Annotated in this window: 1 protein-coding gene; it reads right to left on the reverse strand. The window is 55.3% G+C overall.

Going from position 1 to position 2675, the window contains the following annotated elements; all coding sequences use genetic code 11:
• Window positions 1-127: 127 nt before the first annotated feature.
• Window positions 128-2675: S8 family serine peptidase (locus ACR0LZ_RS21110; protein WP_480752216.1), on the reverse strand; the 2548-nt coding region annotated here is incomplete at its 5' end.

A 2675-nucleotide genomic window follows, 5' to 3' on the forward strand; every position in this document is an offset into this window, starting at 1 on the left:
CTTGGTTCCGGGTTTCTTTCTCATCTCCACTCCTTGGCGGTTACGATGAGCCAGAAACCCTCTCTTATCAAATCGACCTAAACTGTCCCATTGGTGCTGACGTCAGACAGCTCCAAGCAAACTCCTTCTACGCGAAGAGTGTGTTCTCGAAGGAGAAATGCGCGGCCATAAGATCACTTGAAGCAATCCCGGAGAACGCTAAAGTATCGCCACCGCCGAAGTCGATAATTGCGTTGTTGCCGACATCATCAAAGATCGAAAGCTCGTCAAACGAAGTGATACCAAAGTCCCATAGTTCAACCCGGTCGCTGCCAGTTTCGAAATCGCCGATCCAATCGTTGGTGTCACCAATGGCAAAAACGAACACGTCTTCACCATCACCTCCAAACAGTTTGTCGGAGCCACCGCCACCCGCTAGGCGATCATTGCCGCGCATACCATGAATCTCGTTATTTGCGCCGTTGCCCAAAACCGTATCGTTCCGGTCACCAGCTACTGCGTTCTCGATGACGGTGTCGGCATCAATCGTCATGATTGTCTTGCTGCCGATTTTCGCCGAAGCTCCGGCCTCGAGCGACATGTCGAGGTTGTAACTCATCGCCGCGAAGTTCAACCAGTCAGTACCACCGGCGTCGGTAAGAAATAGCCGTTTGGGATCGTCGGAAATCGTAGAGAAATTGCTGGCACCGTCGCCGATGAAGTCCGCAAGGATATCGTCGGTGTAGTGATAGACGTTGTCGCTGTCCTCGACTTCGCCATACAGTGTTATCTGCCAGTCCGAAACTGTAGTAGCCGAGCCGGTACCAACAAATTCCAGTGACCAGTTGCCTGCCGCTTGTTCGCCCCGGAAGGCCTGCGCACCAAAAGTCCACTTGGCCAGCGCACCGCTTGCTTCGGCATCGTCCAAAAGCCGGACGCGGGTGCCCTCCGCAGACACGAGGAATACTTCTACCGATGCGTCGGTCAACGAAAGCTCGATTTCTGCAGCTTCGACCATCATGGCGCCGGCAAGGAATGTCACGGTTTGGGTTTCAACCCCGGCCACCGCAACATCGACATCTGAGCCGGCTGCCTGGCTCAATTCGTTGGCAGAAGTTTGAGCATCGCCGAAAAGATGCCAGACTTCCGCCATACGCACTGCCGAAAACGCATCTAGTGCGCCGAACCCGTAATCGATGTTGAAATGCAGTCCGCCACCGTTCCAGTTGTTCGCGGCATTGAACATCCAGTCGCCATTCAGGCCAAGTCCGTCGAACGGGTCGGGTTCTTCGTTGAAGCCAGCACCGGTATGCGATGCCGAGTAAGCGAGGATGTTCTGCACGTCGCGCCACCCAAGACCAGGTGCCGCATCTAACATCAGGGCAATGACGCCCGACACCATCGGTGCCGCGGCGGAGGTGCCGCCGAATCCGGTCCCTGCATCTGAACCAGTATAGTCTTCGGCTGTATAACCGTCTGCGTCCAGAAGGTCTGTCGTCTTAATGCCGAAGGGCGAAAAAAAACCGTCGTTGGAAGGCCCGGAGATTAGCAAATTGGCTCCGTAGTTTGAATAGGACGCGGAGGCACCTGCCTCGTTTATCGCGCCGACTGTGATCGAGGTGCGCGAACTGTCGATCATGTCGCCTGCCGAGTTCGCACCATCATTCCCCGCAGATTTGACTAGGTTTGTGCCAAGGCCGCCGCGGCCCAGTTCAACCGCGCGTTCGAATTTTTCGACAGTTACTGCGAAAAGCTCGAGGGTTTGTGTCGATTGCTCAAACCCGGGCGTATTACCCCAGGAATGATTGACCACGTCGAATGCGACAAGATGATCCATCGCGTCGATGTAGGCGGTCAGATCTGCAGAACCTGCTCCGGCCGGACCGTCGATCATGTTAACCCCGGCAATGGTGGAGCCGAAGGCCACGCCGACGGTGCCTACGCCATTTGCCTCCGCGGCAATGATTCCGGCCACGGCCGTACCATGGTTGGCCGAGCCCAAGCTTGGGTCCAGTTCGCTGCCTTCCGAAAAGGCGTGTAAACTCGTGTCGTAATTATCGTCGAGATCGTGGTGCGAGAATTGCACGCCATTGTCATAGATGCCTACTGTTACGCCCGCCCCAGTGTAATCGGCCCAGATTTCGTTCAGCCGCCCCATTTTGAAAAGGTGCCACTGTTCCACGTAATCGGCGTCTGTTGGTGTGAAGCTATCGGGCGCAGTATCGAGCCTGATGTCGGTGACCCCCCAGGTCGCGTCGGCATTGCCAGCCTGACGAAATTCTATGGTATTGTTTCCGACTATCTGAACTGCAGCAGGAATGGTGAATTTGTGAATGCTTAGATCATCTGCCACTCCAGCATCTAGAAAACCGATGGACACACCGTTTACAAGGACTTCGACCTCACCATCGTTATCGATGTCGAAGCCGGTCAACATCAATTCCAGCGCGCCCGCAGTTCCAAAGAACGTCGCGATTTGAGATCGGTCTGTATCGAACGATCCGTTGAAGCGGTTGCCGTAAGATGTACTTTCGCTCACTCCGATTTCTAGCGTGGGCGCAGCCTGATCAATCAGTGCCTTTTCGAGCAGCAGGTTCTTGACGCCCCAGATAAAACCCGGGTCCTCGGCCTGCCGGATGCTGACGGTATTCTCGCCCGAGACCAGCTGGTCGGCGGAAAACAGATAGTCGTACTGG

It is taken from the genome of Ruegeria sp. CI1, from assembly GCF_056536925.1.